Genomic DNA, 18,875 nt, shown 5'->3' with positions numbered 1-18,875 from the left:
ATTGGAAACGTCACGCGCGAGGGGTAAGGCAAAGGGTGAAGCTCTTGCTGGGACAGACTAGGTGAAGCCTCTGAATTTGTCAGCATGACGGCGCGCTTCGGCGCACGCTTCCCGGGGCACCGCCACCGCCCATTTCGTCGCAGCTTCTCACTGATGACGTTATCTGCCCCTCATTTTGGTCGACTAGCACTTTGCACTGCGGCATGTGACAACATGGCCGCCCGACAGGGCACCGCTGTTCCCGGAGAGTTCCCGTATGCGTCTTCCCCTTGCGCTCGCCGCTGCCGTCTGTGCGGTGATCGTGGCTGTATGGGCCTGGCTCGGCCATCCGGTGCCGGCGCCGCCGTCTCCGCTTTCGGCCGGCGAGAAGCTGCCCTGCGTCTCCTACGCGCCGTTCCGGCCCGGCCAGTCGCCCTTCAGCGAGGGGCTGGTGGTACCGGCCGAACAGATCGACGACGATTTCGCCCGCCTGTCCAAGATCACCCAGTGCGTGCGCACCTATTCGACCGAAATGGGGCTCCACGTGGTGCCCGAACTCGCCCGCAAGCACGGCATGACCGTGCTGCAGGGCATCTGGCTCGGCCGAGACCCGAAGAAGAACCAGGTCGAGATCGACGCCGGCATCAAGGCGGCGCAGGAGAATCCGGACGTCGTCAAAGCCGTGGTCGTGGGCAACGAGGTGCTGCTGCGCGGCGAGCTCTCGGCGACGGATCTGGCCGGCATCATCCGCGAGGTCCGCGAAAAGGTGCCGCCCGAGGTCAAGGTGACCTATGCCGACGTCTGGGAATTCTGGGAGCGCAACCGCGAGATCTCCAACGCCGTCGACTTCGTCACCGTGCACATCCTGCCGTTCTGGGAGGACATTCCGGTCGCGGCCGACAAGGCGGTGAAGCACATCGCCGACATACGCGAGCATGTCGGCGAGGTCTTCCCGGGCAAGGACATACTGATCGGCGAGACCGGCTGGCCGAGCGCGGGCCGCATGCGCGAGGGCGCGCTGCCTTCGCCCTCGAACCAGGCCAACGTGGTCCAGCAGCTCCTCGCCCTCGCCAAGGAGCGCGGCTACCGGGTCAACGTCATCGAAGCGTTCGACCAGCCGTGGAAGCGCGCCTCGGAGGGCACGGTGGGCGGCCACTGGGGCTTCCTCGACGCCTATACGCGCGACTTCAAGTTCACCTGGGGCCAGCCGGTCTCCGATCATCCCTACTGGATCGGCCAGTCCGCGGTCGGTGTCGCCTTCGCGGCGCTGATCTTCGCGGTGGCGGGCATGGCCCATCGCTGGGCGGGCGAGGGGCGCATGCGCAGCCGGCGCTGGTGGATGGTGGCGGGCATCGCGCTGTTCGCGGGCCTGATGTACGGCCGGCTGATCGCGACCATTCCGGTCGAGAGCCTCGACTGGGGCGGCTGGACGCGCGGCATCGCCCTGCTGGTGCTGGCGGCGATCGTGCCGCTGAGCTGCGCCTTGGCCATCGGCGCGCAGGCGCGGCTGGTGACGGTCTCGCTGGCGCTCAACCCGGCCATGGCGCCGGAGAGCACCGGGCTCGAGAAATGGCTCGCCTGGCTGCTCGCCGCCTCCATCGTGCTGGCGGTGCAGATCGCCTTCGGCCTGGTCTTCAACCCGCGCTACAAGGACTTCCAGTTCGCCGGGCTGACGCCGATCATCATGGCGTTCTTCTGCTATGCGCGGGTGGTGCCGAAGCTGCGCGGGGGCGAGAAGCGGCTGGCGGAGCGCATGGCGGCGGCCGTCTTCCTCGGCAGCGGCCTCTACATCGCCTTCAACGAGGGCTTCGCCAACTGGCAGGCGCTGTGGACAGGCGCGCTGCTGGTCGTCTTCGCGCTCACCCTTTCACGCGTCGCCAGGGCCGGGCCAAGGAAATGAGCAGCAGGCCGGCGGCGAGCGAGGCGAGGTTGTTGTTGTAGAGCACCACGCCCGCCGCCGACGCCATGACGCCGATGATGAACACGGCCACGCTCGGGCGGATGAACTGGATGATCGCGGCGACGATCGCGGTGATCCCGAACACGGAATAGCCGAACATCTCGATCACCAGGCTGCGCGCCTGGCAGGTGCTCGTCTCCACGCCGATGCAGGCGAGGCCGACGGCGGACTGCTCCACCAGCGCGTAGCGCATGTAGATCGCCCAGCCCAGCGCGAAGCCGCCGAGCAGGATGATGAGCTGGGTCGTCTTGGACCCGGGATGAAAGCTGCGTCGTGCCAAGGCGGTGGTCCTTCTCGCTCGCTTCTGCATGGCACGGCGTGCCGCAGCGATCAACGCGTGCTTTCGGGGAACGGTTGCCTGCGCTAAACAGCGGCGCTCAATTTCGGGGAGAGACAACACGATGCGCAGCCTTCTAGTGATCGTTCTCGCGGCAGGCGAGGGGACGCGGATGCGCTCGGACCGGCCCAAGGTGCTGCATGCGCTGGCCGGCCGCACCATGCTTTCCCACGTGCTCGACACGGCGATGCAGGCGGGCGCGGCGCATCTCGCCGTGGTGGTCGGCCCCGGCCACGACGCCGTCGCCGCCGAGGCACGCCGCACGGCACCGGAGGCGGAGGTGTTCGTGCAGGCCGAGCGTCGCGGCACGGCCGACGCGGTGCTGGCGGCGCGGGCGGCGATCGAGCGCGGCTTCGACGACGTGGTGGTGATGTATGGCGACACGCCGCTGGTGCGCCCGGCGACGCTGACCGGGCTGCGTACGCCGCTGGCGGACGGGGCCGGCGTCGCGGTGCTCGGCTTCCGCCCGGCGGACCCGACCGGCTACGGGCGCCTGCTGACCAGCGGGGGCGAGCTGTTCGCCATTCGCGAGGAAGAGGACGCCACCGCCGAGGAGAAGGCGATCGGGCTGTGCAATGCGGGGCTGATGGCGTTCGACGGGCGGCTGGCGCTCGACCTGTTCGGGCGCATCGGCAATGCCAACGCCAAGGGCGAATTCTACCTGACCGACGCGGTGGAGATCGCCCGCACGCTCGGCCGGCGCGCCGGCTTCCACGAGGCGGCGGTGGCCGAGGTGGCGGGCGTCAACAGCCGCATGCAGCTCGCGGCGGCCGAGGCGCTGATGCAGACCCGCCTGCGCCGGGCCGCGCTCGGCGGCGGGGCGACGCTGGTGGCGCCGGAGACGGTGTTCTTCTCCTACGACACCAAGGTCGGGCGCGACGTGCTGATCGAGCCGCATGTCGTGTTCGGCCTCAACGTACGGGTCGAGGACGGGGCGACCGTGCGCTCCTTCACCCATATGGAGGGGGCGCGTATCGGGCCGGGCGCCATCGTCGGCCCGTTCGCGCGGCTGCGCCCGGGCGCCGACCTCGGCAAGGACGTGCATGTCGGCAACTTCGTGGAGATCAAGGCCTCCGAGCTCTCCGCCGGGGTCAAGGTCAACCACCTGTCCTATGTCGGCGACACCAGCGTCGGCGAGCGGACCAATGTCGGGGCGGGTACCATCACCTGCAATTACGACGGCTTCCGCAAGCACCGCACGGTGATCGGCGCCGACAGCTTCATCGGCACCAACACGCTGCTCGTCGCCCCGGTGTCGGTCGGCGAGCGCGCCTATATCGGCACCGGATCGGTCATCACCGATGACGTGCCGCCTGACGCGCTGGCCATCGCCCGGGCGCGGCAGGTCAACAAGCCGGGCCTCGCGGCGCGGCTGCGCGAGCGGCTTTCCGCCGGCCTACTCCCGAAGAAGTAGGCGGCCGGGCGCGAAAGGAAGCGACATCCGAATTGATTTCGGTATTGCGGTGACGGCCGGTTAAACGCTGAATCGTACATTGTGCGGCGCACGGAGATCGGCCTGTCATGTGTGGAATCATCGGCATCGTCGGGGTGGCCCCTGTAGCGGACCGTCTGGTCGAATCGCTCAGGCGGCTCGAATACCGCGGCTACGATTCGGCGGGCATCGCCACGCTGGAAGAGGGGCGGCTGGTGCGCCGGCGCGCCGAGGGCAAGCTGCGCAATCTGGAGGCGACGCTGCGCGAGGCGCCGACGGCCGGCCGGATCGGCATCGGCCACACGCGCTGGGCGACCCATGGCCGGCCGAGCGTCTCCAACGCCCATCCCCATGCGACGACGCAGGTGGCGGTGGTGCACAACGGCATCATCGAGAATTTCCGCGAACTGCGCGACGAACTCCTCGAGGACGGCGCCAATTTCGAGAGCGAGACCGACACCGAGGTGGTGGCGCATCTGGTCTCGCGCGAGCTGCGCGGCGGGCGCAGCCCGCAGGACGCGGTGGCGGCCGCTCTGCCCCAGCTCAAGGGCGCCTTCGCGCTCGCCTTCCTGTTCGACGGCGAGGACAACCTGATGATCGGCGCCCGCAAGGGCAGCCCGCTCGCGGTCGGCTACGGCCAGGGCGAGATGTATCTCGGCTCCGACGCCATTGCGCTCGCGCCCTTCACCGACACCATCGCCTATCTCGACGACGGCGACTGGGCGGTGCTGACCCGCGACGGCGCGGTGATCCGCAACGCCGCCAACGAGGAAGTCACCCGTCCCGCGCAGAAGACCACGGCCTCCGCCTTCCTGGTCGAGAAGGGCAATTTCCGCCACTTCATGGCCAAGGAGATGCACGAGCAGCCCGAGGTGGTCGCCCATACGCTGGCCCATTACATCGACATGGCCAACGAGACGGTGCAGCTTCCCGCCGACCTGCCGTTCGACTTCGCCCGGCTGGAGCGCGTCTCCATCGCCGCCTGCGGCACCGCCTATTACGCCGGCATCATCGCCAAGTACTGGTTCGAGCGCTATGCGCGCCTGCCGGTGGAGATCGATGTCGCTTCCGAATTCCGCTACCGCGAGGCGCCGCTGCCCGAGAACGGGCTGATGGTGGTGATCTCGCAGTCCGGCGAGACCGCCGACACGCTGGCCTCGCTGCGCTATGCGCGCGCCGAGGGCCAGCACGTGATGGCGGTGGTCAACGTGCCGACCTCCACCATCGCCCGCGAGGCGGACGTGGTGATGCCGACGCTGGCCGGCCCGGAGATCGGCGTCGCCTCGACCAAGGCCTTCACCTGCCAGCTCGCGACGCTGGCGGCGGTCGCGGTGGCGGCCGGGCGTGCGCGCGGCGTGCTTTCGGCCGAGGACGAGAGGGCGCTGGTCCATGCGCTGGTCGAGGTTCCCCGCCTGATGAACGAGGCGCTGAAGCTCGGCCCCGAGACCGAGACGCTTTCGCGCAGCTTCTCCCGCGTGCGCGACGTGCTCTATCTCGGGCGCGGCACCTCCTATCCGCTGGCGCTGGAAGGCGCGCTGAAGCTGAAGGAGATTTCCTACATCCACGCCGAGGGCTACGCTGCCGGCGAGCTCAAGCACGGCCCGATCGCGCTGATCGACGAGAACATGCCGGTGGTGGTCATCGCCCCGCATGACAGCGTGTTCGACAAGACCATGTCGAACATGCAGGAGGTCGCCGCGCGCGGCGGGCGCATCGTGCTGATCACTGACAAGACCGGCGCCGAGCAGGCCTCGCTCGAAACCGAGGCGACGCTGGTTCTGCCGGACATGGACCCGGCCATCGCGCCGCTGGTCTATGCGATCCCGGTGCAGCTCCTCGCCTATCACACCGCGGTGCAGATGGGCACGGACGTCGACCAGCCGCGCAACCTCGCCAAGTCGGTCACGGTGGAATAGCGCGCGAGGGCGGGACGGTCGGCAAGCGCCGGCCGCTCGTCACAGCATGCCGAGGAACTGCTTCAGCTCCGGGGTCCGCGGTTCGGCGAACACCTCGCCGGGCGGGCCGATCTCGTGCACCCGGCCCTGATGCATGAAGACGACGCGCGAGCACACGTCGCGCGCGAAGCGCATCTCGTGCGTCACCATCAGCAGCGTCATGCCTTCCGAGGCGAGCTCCTTCACCACGGCGAGCACCTCGTTGACCAGTTCGGGGTCAAGCGCCGAGGTGATCTCGTCGCAGAGAAGCGCGATGGGCTGCATGGCGAGCGCGCGGGCGATGGCGACGCGCTGCTGCTGGCCGCCGGAGAGCTCGTCGGGATAGGCGTCGAACTTGTGGCCGAGCCCGACCCGCTCCAGCATCTTCTTCGCCATGGCCTCGGCCTCGCCGCGCGGCGTCTTCTTCACCACCATCTGCGAGAGCATGACGTTGCGTCCCGCCGTGAGGTGCGGGAACAGGTTGAACTGCTGGAAGATCATCCCGACCTTGAGCCGCAGCGCTTTGAGGTGGATCTCGTCCGGCAGGAGCTGCGCGCCGGCGACGGAGATGGAGCCGTCGTCGATCGTCTCCAGCCCGTTGATGCAGCGCAGCAGCGTGGACTTGCCTGAGCCGGACTTGCCGATGATGGCGATCACCTCGCCCGGCTCCACGTCGATGTTGATGCCCTTGAGCACTTCGTTGTCGCCGAAGCGCTTCTTCACTTCAGTGATTTCGATGAGCGACATTGAGCTTCCTCTCGAGGATCTGGCTCGACTTGGACAGGGGCCAGCACAGGCAGAAATAGATGAGGGCGACGATGCCGTAGACCTTGAAGGGCTCGAAGGTCGCGTTGGTGACGATGGTGCCAGCCTTGGACAGCTCCACGAAGCCGATGATCGAGGTCAGCGCGGTGCCCTTCACCACCTGCACCGAGAAGCCGACGGTGGGCGGCACGGCGATGCGCAGCGCCTGCGGCAGGATCACGTAGCGCATCTGCTGCACGTACCCCATGCCGAGGCTGGAGGAGGCTTCCCACTGGCCGCGGGCGATGGCTTCCACGCAGCCGCGCCAGATCTCGGTGAGGAAGGCGGCGCTCCACAGGATCAGCGCCACCCCCGCCGCCAGCCAGGCCGGCACGTCGATGCCGAACAGGCCGAGCCCGAAGAAGGCGAGGAAGAGCTGCATCAGCAGCGGCGTGCCCTGGAAGATCTCGACATAGGCCTTCACGAAGGCGGGGCCGGCGCGGCCCTTGCCGATGCGCATGAACAGCAGCAGCGCGCCGACGATGGCGCCGCCGACGAAGGAGACGACGGAGAGCACGACCGTCCAGCGCGCCGCGAGCAGCAGGTTGCGCAGGATGTCCCAGGTGGTGAAATCGCTCATGACGGCCTCCTCACCGCGCCCGCGACGCGGCGCCGCGCCGGGGGAAGATGGTCCAGCCGACACCGCGCAGAAGCTGGCGCAGCAGCACCGCCAGCGCGAGGTAGATCAGCGTGGTGACGAAATAGGCTTCGAAGGCGCGGAAGGTGCGCGACTGGATGAAGTTCGCCGCGAAGGTCAGGTCCTCGGCCGCGATCTGCGACACCGCCGCCGAACCCAGCATGACGATGACGATCTGCGAGGAGAGGGCGGGCCATATGCGCTGCAGGGCGGGGATCAGGATGACGTGCCAGAAGGTCTGGATCCGGCTCATGCCGAGGCTCGCCCCGGCCTCGAACTGGCCCTTGGGCGTCGCCTGGATGCCGGCGCGGATGATCTCGCAGCCATAGGCGCCGAGATTGATGACCATGGCGAGGTTGGCCGCCTCCAGCTCGTTCATCCGGATGCCGAGCGCGGGCAGGCCGAAGAAGATGAAGAAGAGCTGGATCAGGAACGGCGTGTTGCGGATCATCTCGACATAGGCGGTCACGATCGGGCGCAGCCAGCCCGGGCCGAGCGCCCGCGCCCAGGCGCAGGCGACGCCGAGCGAGACGCCGAGCACGCCGCCGACGAGCGTCAGCTCGACGGTGATGCCGATTCCCTTGAGCAGGACCGGCCAGTATTCGAGCAGCCAGCCGAAATCGAACGTGTAGTGCATGCCGGGAACTCCCGCTTGGACGCGCCGCGTGAGGGGCCGGGCCGCCGGCGGCCGCGCGGGCCGCCGGGGCAGGAGGGGATCAGAGATCGGCGGGAAGCTTGGCGCCGAGCCACTTCTGCGAAATGGCGTCGAGCGAGCCGTCCTTCTTGGCGGCGGCGATGATCTCGTTGACCTTGGCCAGCAGGGCCGGCTCGTCCTTGTTGAGGCCGATGTAGCAGGGCGAGTTCTTGATCAGGAACTTGATCTCCGGCTTCTTCGGCGGGTTCTTGGCGATGATCGCCGCCGCTACCACGTTGCCGGTGGCGACGAGGTCGACCTGGCCGGAGAGGAAGGCGGAGATGGTGCCGTTATTGTCCTCGTAGCGCTTGATGGTCACGTCCGAGGGGGCGATCTTGGTCAGCTCCAGGTCCTCGATCGCGCCGCGCGTGACGCCGACGGTCTTGCCCGAAAGGTCCTTGGTGTCTTTCACCGCGACATCGGCCGGGCCGAAGACGCCGTTGAAGAACGGGGCGTAAGCCTCGGAGAAGTCGATCACCTTGGCGCGCTCGGCGTTCTTGCCGAGCGAGGAGATGACGAGGTCGACCTTGTTGGTCTGCAGGTAGGGAATGCGGTTGGCGCTGGTCACCGGCACCAGCTCCAGCTTCACGCCGAGCTTCTCGGCGATGAGCTTGGCCATGTCGACGTCGTAGCCCTGCGGCTGCATGTCGGAGCCGACGGTGCCGAAGGGCGGGAAGTCCTGCGGCACGGCGATGCGGACCACCTTGTCCTTCTCGATGGTGGCGAGGGCATCGGCGCTCGCGGGCAGCGGCGCCTGGGTGGCGACCACGGTTCCGGCGAGGAGGGCGAGCAGCCCCCGGCGGTTGAACACAGTGCTCAGCTTCATGTCTCAGTCCTCTTTTCGTGACGAATGGCGGTGGGCACGCGGTGCCGCCGGCCGGCGGCCGGAAGGGGCCCGGCCCAGCGGCGGATTGGGTGAGGGGATCGAGGGCGGGGCGCCCGCGAAGGTGCTCGGCGTGAGAAGCTCGCGCAGGCCCGCCAGCGGGTCCGGCTTGGCGGTCAGGTCCAGCCCCGCCTCTACCTTGGCGATGTGCTCGTCCATCAGCCGGGCGGCGGTCTCGATGTCGCCGGTCTCGAGCGCGGCGACGATGTCGCCATGGTCGTGGCTCGATTCCTCCGCCTTCTCGGTCGGCTGGTAGAGCATCGAGATCAGCGTGGTGCGGGCGGTGAGGTCGCGGATGATCTCGGTGAGCAGGCGATTGCCCAATGCGTCGGCGAGATGAATGTGGAAATCGCCCAGAAGACAGGCACGCGACTGGACGTCACCGGCATCGATCGCCTCGCGCTCGAAGGCGACGTGCTCCTTGAGGCTGCGCACCACCTCCGGCGGCACGCGCCGCAGCGTCTGCAGCAGGCCGGTCTCGATCACCCGCCGGGTCTGGAACGCCTCGCGCGCCTCCTCGGCCGAGGGCTCGATCACGAACCAGCCGCGCCGGGCGCTCACCTGAACGATTCCGCGGGTTTCCAGCCGCATCATCGCCTCGCGCACGCGGGTGCGCGACACGCCGAACAGGTCGGCGAGCTTCTGCTCGCCGAGCCGCGTGCCGGGATTGATGCGGCCGGCGAGGATCGCCGAGAGGATGGCCTCTTCGATATTGGCGGTGGACGGGTTCATCACGCTTGCTCACAAACTTGTATACAAGTGTTGTAAGCAACCGTTGTGCCAGTTCCGGCCGCCCGCATGGGCGCGGGCCGGCTTCCGTCGGGAAATCGAGGCTCAGGGGAGGCGGTTCAGGAGCCTGTGGGGATGAACAGGCAGATGGTCGAGGCGTTCGGCTCGCCGCCGAACGAGCAGCGGTGATAGTGCCCGTCGCCGGACGGGTGGACCTTGCTGGAGCTGTAGGGGATGGTCTCGCGGGTGGCGCGGATGAAATAGCCGTTCCGGCGCGCCTCGAAGTCGCGGCTGTCGATCGGGTAGCAGTCGATTCCCGAGCAGCACACCGGCGGATAGAGCCAGCCGGACGGGGCGTCGTGCCCGCACGCGGGCAGGGCAGGCAGGCCCGCGCACATGGCGAGCCCGACGCCGGCAGCAAGCTTCGGCCGCATCGTGACGCCCTCCCCGGTGAGGAAGAACGCGGCCGGGGGAGATTGGTTCACCCCGGCCGTTGCCGATGAGGCGGAGCCTAGGCCTCGATGTCGATGTCGCGGGTCTCGCTGCCGAGGAGCAGCGCGATCAGCGTCAGCAGCGCCATGGAGGAGAGATAGACGCCGACCCAGAACGGGCTGCCGCCGCCCCAGCTCCACAGCGCCACCGCGATGAAGGGCGCGACCGCCGCGCCGAGGATCGAGGAGACGTTGTAGGCGATGCCCGAGCCGGTGTAGCGCACATTGGCCGGGAACAGCTCCGGCAGCAGCGCGCCCATCGGGCCGAAGGTCATGCCCATCAGGCTGAAGCCCAGCACCAGCCAGACCATCACGCCGAACGGCCCCATCGCCAGCATCGGCACCCACAGCAGGCCGAAGGCGAGGATGGCGAGCGTCACCACGATCAGCGTGCCCCGGCGGCCCCAGCGGTCGGCCCACGGGCCCGAGACCATGGTGAAGATGCCGAAGAAGACCACGCCGATGATCATCATCATCACGAAGGTGGTGTAGTCGTAGCCGAGCCCGGGCAGCTTCGCGTCGACCGCCGCGCGCCCGTAGCTGAGCGAGAAGGTGGTCATCAGGTAGAACAGCACATAGGTCGCGAGCATGTAGAAGGTGCCGAGCACCACCGCGCGGAAGTGCTCGCGGAACACGGCGGACAGCGGCACCGCGTGCACCTTGCCCGCCTTCACGGTCTTCTCGAAGGCCGAGCTCTCGACGAGGTTCAGCCGCACCCACAGGCCGACCACCACCATTACGATCGAGAACAGGAAGGGGATGCGCCAGCCCCAGCTGAGGAAGGCGTCGGACGGGCGCGAGGGGTCCTCGGAAGGCATGATTGCGGCGATGGTCAGGAACAGGCCGTTGGCGAGGATGAAGCCGATCGGCGCGCCGAGCTGGGGGAAGGTGCCGTAGACGGCACGCTTGCCGGGCGGGGCGTTCTCGGTCGCGACCAGCGCCGCGCCGCTCCACTCGCCGCCGAGCGCGAAGCCCTGGGCGAGGCGCATCAGCACCAGCAGTGCCGGCGCCAGCCAGCCGACGCTGGGATAGGTTGGCAGCGCGCCGATGAGGAAGGTGGCGAGGCCCATGGTGAGCAGCGCGCCGACCAGCGTCACCTTGCGCCCGCGCCTGTCGCCGAGATGACCGAAGAACACCGCCCCGAGCGGGCGCGCCACCATGGCAGCGCCGAACACGGCGAAGGAGGCGAGCAGCGCCGTGGTCTCGTTGCCGGCCGGGAAGAACAGATGCGGGAATACCAGCACGGCCGCGGTCGCGTAGACGTAGAAGTCGTAGAATTCGATCGTGGTGCCGATCAGGCTGGCGAGGATGACGCGCGAGCGCGGATTGGCGACGGCGGCGCCGGCAGGCCCGGCGGCAAGAGTGGACGACATGGGACGGATGCTCCGATGGCCGCCTCGCGCGACAGGGGCGTGGGCGACCGATTATTTCTCAGGTCGCCCTTTTAGAGCATCAATCCCGCCGTTGCAGCCGGGCCTTCTCATACTTTAGGTCCAGCGACGCCGCGCGCGCCGCCGACCTGCGATTGCATCCGGGGCTGGCCGCTCAGCCCGGCGGATCGACCTTTACCCCCTTCGGACCGACCTCGATCTGCAGGCTGTTCTGGTCGCGCTCATAGGCCTGATAGGCCAGGACGCCGGCAATCGCGGCCAGGATGACGACGAGGGCGACGAGCATTGTTCGACTCATTCTGTTCTCCTCGCGGGGTGGCGCGGAGAGCGCACGACTAGCCCCAGCGGTACTCGAACGCCGAAACAGGCGCCGGGTTCCGTTTTCCCGCCCGCCGCTGCGACCCGTTGTCCCGCTCGCGCGGGCCTCGCGGGCTGAAAACGTGCTGCCCCCCGCAAATGGAACGCGGCCCGTTTCGCATGCGCACGGCGTGCCGGATGGAAAGACCGGGGCGCGCGCCCGGTTCATGCTGCGCGATGACGCTGAGATAGGCGCCCCGTCCGTCAAGGTCGAGACGAAAGCGCCCTTGCGTCAAGTCGGGTAAAGACATCAACCGTGTCAGGGTCATATTTCAAAGTATCGTGAAATATGCAGAACTTACGTTTGGTAAATCATCAAGTAGCTCTTGAAGCGTTCAGGGTGTCCATACGTAAGTATCTCTTGGTATTATGGATATTGCGCACGAAATAGAACGTGATATGGCTATATAATGACTGAATACGCATGACGTGCGTGTCCGGATACATGACCAAACGTCAATATATGACGTTCGGTCATCGGGTGGATCGGAGGGGATTCGCCCGATCAAGCCTCCGGGTCACGTCCTGCCATGCGGCGTTTGAAGTGAAACCAGGACGCGCAGGCGTTCGCGCCCCAGCGTTCACGCCCAAGCGGCCTAACCAAGAGCCGTACGGCACCCCACAGGCCGAGGAAATCAAATGCAAGATAACTCAACGACCACGCGCAGCTGGGAGCCCTGGTTCCAGCTCGCCTGCGGCGTCATCTGCATGGCGATGATCGCCAACCTGCAGTATGGCTGGACCCTCTTCGTCGACCCGATCGACCAGGCCCACGGCTGGGGCCGTGCGGCGATCCAGACCGCCTTCACCATCTTCGTGCTGACCGAGACCTGGCTGGTGCCGGTCGAGGCGTGGTTCGTGGACCGCTACGGCCCGCGCATCGTGCTGACCTTCGGCGCGGTGATGATCGCGCTGGCGTGGATCATCAACTCCTATGCCACCTCGCTGGCGATGCTCTATGTCGGCGCTGTGTGCGGCGGCGTCGGCGCCGGCTCGGTGTACGGCACCTGCGTCGGTAACGCGCTGAAGTGGTTCCCCTACCGTCGCGGCCTCGCCGCCGGTGCGACCGCCGCCGGCTTCGGCGCGGGCGCGGCCCTCACCGTGGTGCCGATCGCGCACACCATCGCCAATTCGGGCTACCAGACCGCATTCTTCTGGTTCGGCATCGGCCAGGGCATCGTGGTGCTGATCGCGGCGCAGTTCCTCTACCCGCCGAAGTTCAAGATCGCCGCGCCCAAGAAGGTGCTGGACCTGCCGCAGAGCAAGGTCGACTACCAGCCCTCGCAGACCGTCACCAAGCCGGTCTTCTGGCTGCTGTACCTCATGTTCGTCATGGTCGCCTCGGGCGGCCTGATGGCGGCGGCGCAGATCGGCCCGATCGCCCACGACCTCGGCGTCGCGAAGACCCCGGTCTCGATCCTCGGCATCTCGGCGGCTGCGCTGACGCTGGCGATCTCCCTCGACCGCATCTTCGACGGCTTCGGTCGCCCGATCTTCGGCTACGTGTCGGACCATATCGGCCGCGAGAACACCATGTTCATCGCCTTCGGCACGGCGGCCTGCATGCTGCTGATCCTGGCGTTCCATGGCGCGAACCCCTACGTGTTCGTGATCGCGACCGCCTGCTTCTTCGGCGTGTTCGGCGAGATCTACTCGCTGTTCCCGGCGACCTGCGGCGACACCTTCGGTTCGCGCTTCGCCACGACCAATGCGGGCATGCTCTACACCGCCAAGGGTACGGCGGCGCTGCTGGTGCCCTTCGCCAGCATCGTCGCGGCGGCCTATGGCTGGTACGCGGTGTTCGCGATCGCGGTCGGCCTCAACGCCACGGCAGCGCTGATCGCCCTGCTGGTGCTGAAGCCGGTCCGTCGCGCCTTCATCGCGCGCAGCGCGGACGAGGCGCAGGTCCTCTCGGCGGCGACCACGCCGGCCGAGTGAGCCAAGACACCATCGAAAAAGAAGGGCGCGCCGGTCTTGGGACCGGGGCGCCCTTCGCCTTTTTGGGGGATGCGCTGCGCGATCAGGGACGGGCGGTGAGCGAGCCGTAGGCGTCGGGCCGCCGGTCCTTCAGATGGCTGTTGAAACGGCGCGCGGCGGCAAGCCGCTCGGGCAGGATGTCGGCGTAGAGGATTTCCTCGCCGTCGCCCGCCAGGGCGAGATTGCCGCCATTGGGATCGCCGACGCAGCTCAGCCCGAGATAGTCGAGCTCGCCCTCGCTGCCGCAGCGGTTGGCATAGGCGACCAACAGGCCGTTCTCGAAGGCGCGGGCCGGCACGATGAGGTGCGAGACCGCGTCGTAGGGCTTCATGTTGGCGGTCGGCACCAGCACCAGGTCGGCACCGGCGAGTGCCAGCGCCCGCACCGCCTCGGGAAACTCGACGTCGTAGCAGATGAGGATGCCGAGCCTCAGCCCGCCGATCTCCGCCACCGCCGTCAGCTCGTCGCCGGCCGCGAACATGGCGCGGTCGAGCGCTGCGAAGAGGTGCGCCTTGCGGTAGTTCAGCCGGGGCGCGCCCGTGCGGTCGAGCAGAAGCGCGGCGTTGTGGACGGCGCCGTCCTCGCCCCGCTCGGGATAGCCGTAGCACAGGGCGATGCCGTGCCGGCGCGCGATCTCGCCCGCGCGGCGCGCGCTCGGCCCGTCGGCCGCCTCGGCGAGGCGGGCGGCCATGTCGCGCCCGATATTGTAGCCGGAGAGAAACATCTCCGGCGCCAGCAGCAGCTCCGCGCCATCGCCCGCTGCGCGGGCGGCGGCGGCTTCCAGCCGGTCGAGATTGGCGGCGGGCCGATTTTCGGGGTCGCCCGCCGTCTGCAGCAGCGCGATCCGCATCAGGCGCCGCGTCGCGCCTTGAGCGCGGTCACCGCCATGCAGAGGATCTCGAACAGCATCTGCGCGCCCGCATGGGCGGTGTTGGAGGTCGTGTCGTATTGCGGCGCCACCTCGACCACGTCGCCGCCGATGACGTCGAGCCCGTTGAGGCCGCGGAAGATCTCCAGCACCTCGCGCGTGGTAAGGCCGCCGATCTCCGGCGTGCCGGTGCCGGGCGCGAAGGCCGGGTCGAGGCTGTCGACGTCGAACGAGACATAGACCGGCCCGGTGCCCAGCACCTGCTTCGCCTTCTCGATGATCGCCGGCACGCCCATGCCGGTGACCTCCTCAGCGTGGATCACGCTCATGCCGCTCTCGTAGGAGAACTCCCACAGGAATTCCGCGCCGCCGCGAATGCCGATCTGGATCGTGCGTTCCGGGTCGAGCGTGCCGTCCAGCACGGCTTTGCGGAACGGGCCGCCATGGTGGAACTTCGCGCCCTCATAGGTGCCGCTGGTGTCGCAATGGGCGTCGATGTGCAGCATGCCTACGGGCCGCTTCTCGCCCACCGCCTTCAGGATCGAGCCGGTGATTGAATGGTCGCCGCCCACCGAAAGCGGAATGACGCCGGCCGCCACCACCTTGCGATAGAAGGTCTCGATGTCCTCGTGGCACTGGTCGAGGCTGAAGCGGCTGGTGAAGGGCATGTCGCCGATATCGGCCAGCTTGGCGTCGGCGGCGGGCACCATGCCTAGCACGTGCTCATAGGGGCCGATGCGCTCGACGGCGCGCACCGCGCGCGGGCCGAGCCGGGCGCCGGCGCGGTTGGTGACGCCGAGGTCCATCGGCACCCCGATGAGGGCGATGTCGAGGCCGCCGAAATCCGGCAGGTCCGGCGCGTCGGGCCGGTAGGGGGCGTCGAGCAGCGTCGCGGCGTTGGCCCAGGGCCAGACGCGCCGGTCGCTGCCCTTGAACTGAAGCTCGGCGACCCGCTTGAAGGTGGGGTCGAAGATCATGCTCCCGGGGATGGAGCCGTATTTGGCCCGGAGCCGTTCGAGCTTTTCCTGGTCGGACATCGTCGCCTCGTCTGCTGCAATCCGGCGCCAGACTAGCTGTGCGGCGCACAATGGGGGAGGGGGATTCTGTCCCCTCCCTTCGTCGGATGCCGCTTTCTTTCGAGGCCGCAGGCGCTGCCGGCGCCGCTCAGTCGGCGATGTCGAGCAGGACGTCCGCCAGCGCTTCCGGCGCGCTCAGGAAGGGCGAATGGCCGGTGTCGAGCTGGTGCACATGCGCGCCCGGCACCGCCGCCTGCATCTCGCGCTGCACCGGCAGCGGCAGGCCGTGGTCCTGCAGGCATTCGATGTAGTGGCGCCGCAGCTTGCCGAAACGGTGCGGGGTGATCGCCGACACCGCGGCGAAGGGCGCGTGCGGGGTGACGCGCACGAGGTTCGCCATGGCACGCTCGATGTCGTGCCGGGTGCAGTCTGAATAGAGCGAGCGGGCGATGAGGTCCGGCTTGCTCAGGTCGAGGCCGAGCCCTTCCTTGCCGAGCCGCAGCATGCCCTGCGTCTCCACGATCGCCGGGTCCTTGAGGTAGGTCGGCGTCATCACGAAGTCGCGGGCGGTCCGCCCATTCGGGGCCATGAAGCCGGTCAGGTAGACGAGGGCGGCGATGCGCTCGGGCATCTCCTCGCCGAGCCAGCTGCAGGTCGCCCCGCCGACCGAATGACCGACCAGGATCGCCTTGCCCTCGATCGCCTCCAGCGCCTCGCGCGCCGGCGCGGCATAGACCGCGATGTCGCTCACCGCCGCCGTCGGCGTGGGGTCGAAGCCGTGGCTGGCGAGGTCGGGCGCGATCACCGCATGGCCGGCCGCGCCGAGCAGGTTGGCGACCTTCTGGAAGCAGCCGCCCCAGTGCCAGGAGCCGTGGATGAGGATGAAGGTGGCCATGGTGCGAGTCTCCCGGCGCGGTTCGCGTTATTTGCCCCGCCTCCTAGCTCCCCCCGCGCGGGTCGTCCAGCCTTGGCATGCTGTGCGCCAGCCCAGGGGTGCGCGCGGGCCGGGCCGGCAACTCGGCCTTTGACGGTCCAGGCGGGCGGGTTAGATTTTCAACGGTCGCGCCGACCGCCGCGCGGCGCGAGGCTCATTGCGAAGGGCGCTTCATGGTCTACCGTCAGCTTGCCGGCTCGAACTCCTATGCGTTCCGCGACCTGAAGGAGCTGATGGCGAAGGCGACGCCGGTGCGCTCGGGCGACATGCTGGCGGGCATCGCCGCCTCGTCGGCGGAGGAGAACATCGCGGCGCGCATGTGCCTCGCCGACGTGCCGCTCAAGGCCTTCCTCGGCGAGGCGCTGGTGCCCTACGAGATCGACGAGGTGACGCGGCTGATCGTCGACAGCCATGACGGCGCCGCCTTCATGGCCGTCGCGCACATGACCGTCGGCGACTTCCGCGACTTCCTGCTGTCGGACGCCGCCGACGCGCCGACGCTCGCCGCGCTCGCCCCCGGCATCACGCCGGAGATGGCGGCGGCGGTGTCGAAGCTGATGCGCAACCAGGACCTGATCGCGGTGGCGAAGAAGTGCCGCGTGGTCACCAAGTTCCGCAACACCATCGGCCTGCCCGGCACCATGGCGGTGCGCCTGCAGCCGAACCACCCGACCGACGATGCCGCCGGCATCACCGCCTCGATCCTCGACGGGCTGCTCTATGGCTGCGGCGACGCGGTGATCGGCATCAACCCGGCGTCGGACAGCGTGCCGGTGCTGGCGGAGTTGCTGAAGCTGGTCGACGACATCATCCAGCGCTTCGAGATCCCGACCCAGTCCTGCGTGCTCACCCACGTCACCACCTCGACCGAGGTGATCGCGCGGGGCGTGCCGGTGGACCTCGTCTTCCAGTCGGTCGCGGGCACGCAGGGCGCCAACAGTTCCTTCGGCATCTCGCTCGCGACCTTGCAGGAGGGCTACGAGGCGGCGCTGTCGCTGAAGCGCGGCACGCTCGGCGAGAACGTCATGTATTTCGAGACCGGGCAGGGCTCGGCGCTCTCGGCCGGCGCGCATCACGGCGTCGACCAACAGACGCTGGAGGCGCGCGCCTATGCGGTGGCGCGCCCGTTCAAGCCGCTGCTGGTCAACACCGTGGTCGGCTTCATCGGCCCGGAATATCTCTATGACGGCAAGCAGATCATCCGCGCCGGGCTCGAGGACCATTTCTGCGGCAAGCTGATGGGCGTGCCGCTGGGCTGCGACGTCTGCTACACCAACCACGCCGAGGCCGACCAGAACGACATGGACACGCTGATGACGCTGTTGGGCGCCGCCGGCGTGACCTACATCATGGGCATTCCCGGCTCCGACGACGTGATGCTGAACTACCAGTCCACCTCGTTCCACGACCAGCTCTACCTGCGCGACGTGCTGGAGCTGAAGCGCGCGCCGGAATTCGAGGCGTGGCTGCAGTCCATGGGCATCACCGGGCCGGATGGCCGGCTGAAGCCGCAGGGCGCGGCGAACCGGCTGCTGTCCGTCATGCCCAACCTCGCCGCGTGAGGGCCGACATGACGAAGGACGCCTATGTGATCGAGGACGCCTGGGCGAAGCTCGGGCGCGCCACGCCGGCCCGCATCGCGCTCGGGCGCGCCGGGGCAGGGCTGCCGACGCGCGAGGTGCTGCGCTTCGCGCTCGCCCATGCGCAGGCGCGCGACGCGGTGCATTCGCCGTTCGATCCGGAGGCGATGGCCCGCGACGTCGCCGGCCTCGGCTTCGAAACGGTGGCGGTGACCTCCGCCGCGCCGGCGCGCGAGGCCTATCTGCGCCGCCCCGACCTCGGGCGCCGGCTGTCGGAGGAGGGGCGCGCCGCGCTTGCGCCTTTCGCCGGCACGGCGCCGGACCTCGCCATCGTGATCGCCGACGGCCTGTCCTCGACCGCGGCCCACGCGCAGGCGCCGGCCTTCCTCGCCGCCTTCAAGGCGCGCATCGCCGAGGAGGGGTGGAGCACCGGGCCGGTGGTGATCGCGTCCGAGGCACGGGTTGCGCTCGGCGACGAGGCCGGCGAGATTCTCGGCGCCCGGGCGGTGGTGATGCTCATCGGCGAGCGGCCGGGCCTGTCCTCGCCGGACAGCCTCGGCCTCTACCTCACCTTCGCGCCGAAGGTCGGGCGCACGGACGCCGAGCGCAACTGCATCTCGAACGTGCGCGGGGCGGGGCTTTCGCATGAGCACGCCGCCTTCAAGCTCGCCTGGCTGCTCAAGGAGGCACTGGCGCGCCGCCTCACCGGCGTGAGCCTCAAGGACGAGAGCGACCTGCTGCTGATCGCCGGCCACCCGCCGGCGCCACGCATCGGGTGAACGCGAAAAATCCGCCGCCCGCGGGCGTTGTGCGGCGGCGCCGCCGAGGCTAGACCAGCCGTCGAGCTCCCGCGCCCCCGCCGCGCCCTTCTC

18 protein-coding genes are annotated in these 18,875 nt (G+C 68.6%); 6 read left to right on the top strand and 12 right to left on the bottom strand.

The features are described 5' to 3' along the window. The first annotated feature begins 256 nt into the window (after positions 1-256). Positions 257-1,879: a glycoside hydrolase family 17 protein gene (locus NVS89_RS18560; protein ID WP_258734244.1), complete on the top strand. Its 1,623-nt coding sequence runs from the start codon at positions 257-259 to the stop codon at positions 1,877-1,879. On the opposite strand, the gene NVS89_RS18555 is transcribed toward NVS89_RS18560, so the two are convergent. Further along, entirely contained in the window at positions 1,839-2,219 is a 381-nt protein-coding gene (locus NVS89_RS18555; protein WP_258734243.1) for a hypothetical protein, read from the bottom strand. The genes NVS89_RS18560 and NVS89_RS18555 overlap by 41 nt on opposite strands. A gap of 121 nt (positions 2,220-2,340) precedes the next feature. On the opposite strand from NVS89_RS18555, the gene glmU reads away from it, so the two are divergent. Both glmU and glmS read left to right on the top strand, forming a co-directional pair. Then, the gene (glmU, locus tag NVS89_RS18550; protein ID WP_258734242.1) at positions 2,341-3,690 is read left to right on the top strand and encodes a bifunctional UDP-N-acetylglucosamine diphosphorylase/glucosamine-1-phosphate N-acetyltransferase GlmU; all 1,350 of its coding nucleotides are present in this window, start codon (positions 2,341-2,343) and stop codon (positions 3,688-3,690) included. 107 nt (positions 3,691-3,797) lie between these two features. Then, on the top strand, positions 3,798-5,624 hold the full coding sequence (glmS, locus tag NVS89_RS18545; protein ID WP_258734241.1) for a glutamine--fructose-6-phosphate transaminase (isomerizing): 1,827 nt from the start codon (positions 3,798-3,800) through the stop codon (positions 5,622-5,624). 39 nt (positions 5,625-5,663) lie between these two features. Here glmS and NVS89_RS18540 read toward each other — a convergent pair whose 3' ends face one another. The 8 genes from NVS89_RS18540 to NVS89_RS18505 form a co-directional block, all read right to left on the bottom strand. Continuing rightward, positions 5,664-6,389, bottom strand: a complete 726-nt coding sequence (locus NVS89_RS18540) for an amino acid ABC transporter ATP-binding protein (protein ID WP_258734240.1) — start codon at positions 6,387-6,389, stop codon at positions 5,664-5,666. Next, positions 6,367-7,026 (bottom strand): amino acid ABC transporter permease, encoded by a 660-nt coding sequence (locus tag NVS89_RS18535; RefSeq protein WP_258734239.1) that lies wholly within the window; start codon positions 7,024-7,026, stop codon positions 6,367-6,369. The genes NVS89_RS18540 and NVS89_RS18535 overlap by 23 nt, the downstream gene beginning before the upstream one ends. 10 nt (positions 7,027-7,036) lie before the next feature. Next, entirely contained in the window at positions 7,037-7,720 is a 684-nt protein-coding gene (locus tag NVS89_RS18530) for an amino acid ABC transporter permease (RefSeq protein ID WP_258734238.1), read from the bottom strand. 79 nt (positions 7,721-7,799) lie between these two features. Beyond that, a complete protein-coding gene (locus tag NVS89_RS18525) occupies positions 7,800-8,588 on the bottom strand; it encodes a transporter substrate-binding domain-containing protein (RefSeq protein WP_374114600.1) in 789 nt (262 codons plus the stop codon). An 18-nt stretch (positions 8,589-8,606) separates the two neighbouring features. Further along, complete coding sequence (locus NVS89_RS18520) at positions 8,607-9,392, bottom strand: GntR family transcriptional regulator (protein WP_258734236.1); 786 nt, start codon at positions 9,390-9,392, stop codon at positions 8,607-8,609. Between the two features lie 116 nt (positions 9,393-9,508). Further along, positions 9,509-9,823 carry a hypothetical protein gene (locus NVS89_RS18515; RefSeq protein WP_258734235.1) on the bottom strand — a complete coding sequence of 105 codons (315 nt, stop codon included), beginning with the start codon at positions 9,821-9,823 and terminating at the stop codon, positions 9,509-9,511. Positions 9,824-9,900: 77 nt separating this feature from the next. Then, the gene (locus NVS89_RS18510) at positions 9,901-11,253 is read right to left on the bottom strand and encodes an MFS transporter (protein WP_258734234.1); all 1,353 of its coding nucleotides are present in this window, start codon (positions 11,251-11,253) and stop codon (positions 9,901-9,903) included. A gap of 172 nt (positions 11,254-11,425) precedes the next feature. Further along, positions 11,426-11,569, bottom strand: a complete 144-nt coding sequence (locus NVS89_RS18505; RefSeq protein WP_258734233.1) for a hypothetical protein — start codon at positions 11,567-11,569, stop codon at positions 11,426-11,428. A gap of 698 nt (positions 11,570-12,267) precedes the next feature. Here NVS89_RS18505 and oxlT point away from each other — a divergent pair. Further along, positions 12,268-13,566: an oxalate/formate MFS antiporter gene (oxlT, locus tag NVS89_RS18500; protein ID WP_258734232.1), complete on the top strand. Its 1,299-nt coding sequence runs from the start codon at positions 12,268-12,270 to the stop codon at positions 13,564-13,566. A gap of 82 nt (positions 13,567-13,648) precedes the next feature. Here oxlT and NVS89_RS18495 read toward each other — a convergent pair whose 3' ends face one another. The 3 genes from NVS89_RS18495 to NVS89_RS18485 all read right to left on the bottom strand — a co-directional run bounded on the left by NVS89_RS18495 (position 13,649) and on the right by NVS89_RS18485 (position 16,384). Then, entirely contained in the window at positions 13,649-14,455 is an 807-nt protein-coding gene (locus tag NVS89_RS18495; RefSeq protein ID WP_258734231.1) for a carbon-nitrogen hydrolase family protein, read from the bottom strand. Then, positions 14,455-15,510, bottom strand: coding sequence for an agmatinase (gene speB / locus NVS89_RS18490; RefSeq protein WP_258734230.1), 1,056 nt, complete (start codon positions 15,508-15,510; stop codon positions 14,455-14,457). Before speB ends, NVS89_RS18495 begins: the two co-directional genes overlap by 1 nt. A gap of 127 nt (positions 15,511-15,637) precedes the next feature. After that, positions 15,638-16,384, bottom strand: a complete 747-nt coding sequence (locus NVS89_RS18485; protein ID WP_258734229.1) for an alpha/beta fold hydrolase — start codon at positions 16,382-16,384, stop codon at positions 15,638-15,640. 212 nt (positions 16,385-16,596) lie between these two features. Between NVS89_RS18485 and NVS89_RS18480 the strand changes: the two genes are divergently transcribed. Further along, positions 16,597-17,985, top strand: coding sequence for an ethanolamine ammonia-lyase subunit EutB (locus NVS89_RS18480; protein ID WP_258734228.1), 1,389 nt, complete (start codon positions 16,597-16,599; stop codon positions 17,983-17,985). An 8-nt stretch (positions 17,986-17,993) separates the two neighbouring features. Continuing rightward, positions 17,994-18,782 (top strand): ethanolamine ammonia-lyase subunit EutC, encoded by a 789-nt coding sequence (gene eutC, locus NVS89_RS18475; RefSeq protein WP_258734227.1) that lies wholly within the window; start codon positions 17,994-17,996, stop codon positions 18,780-18,782. The last annotated feature ends 93 nt before the right edge of the window (positions 18,783-18,875 follow it).

It is taken from the genome of Ancylobacter mangrovi, from assembly GCF_024752355.1.
Lineage (GTDB): Bacteria > Pseudomonadota > Alphaproteobacteria > Rhizobiales > Xanthobacteraceae > Ancylobacter > Ancylobacter mangrovi.
Note: the sequence above shows the minus strand (reverse complement) of the source record. Positions and strands in the feature narration are given on the sequence as shown.